Annotated in this window: 1 protein-coding gene and 1 pseudogene; both read right to left on the reverse strand. The window is 60.6% G+C overall.

The window, feature by feature from the left end; all coding sequences use genetic code 11:
• Nucleotides 1–203 (reverse strand): annotated as a pseudogene (locus TU76_RS24285) (allophanate hydrolase); the annotation flags it as partial.
• A partial coding sequence (locus TU76_RS24290; RefSeq protein ID WP_048352703.1) for a carboxyltransferase domain-containing protein occupies nucleotides 200–540 on the reverse strand: 341 nt, incomplete at its 5' end. The gene TU76_RS24290 and the pseudogene TU76_RS24285, both read right to left, overlap by 4 nt.

Genomic DNA, 540 nt, shown 5'->3' on the forward strand with positions numbered 1-540 from the left:
GCGTCCTGCTGAAACTCCAGTTCAGGCCCCAGCAACGTGCATTCCAGCGCCGCCAGGCCGGCCGGGTTGCCGACCAGTTGATTGGCTGCACTCAGGGCATACTGATCAAGGGCACCGGAAGGCGGAATCCCCAAGTGGTAATAGCCTTCGCGGCCCAGATCCTGTACCGAGGTGGCGAGACCTGGCTTGATAACCTTGATCATGGCAATACCTCCTGCAGCGATTTGGGGTAGCCGACCGGGTCGGCCAGAAACGCATCCAGCGAAAACTCCACCGGGCGAATCCGCAGGTCGAAGCGCCCCGCTTCCACTTCGGCCACGGCGTGGTCATAGGCCTCACGGTCCATGGGTTTGAACTGCACGATGTCACCTGGGCGAAAAAACACCATGTGTTCCTTCAGGTAGGCCAGGTTCTGTTCCGGGTCGTAGATCGGTGCCGGAGTAACGCCAAACATCTGATAGCCGCCGGCGCCGCGCACCGAGTAAATGCAACCAAAACAACCGCCGTGACCCAAGGTCAATTTCGGCGTGTCGGTGCGGG

This window comes from Pseudomonas psychrophila (assembly GCF_001043005.1).
Lineage (GTDB): Bacteria > Pseudomonadota > Gammaproteobacteria > Pseudomonadales > Pseudomonadaceae > Aquipseudomonas > Aquipseudomonas psychrophila.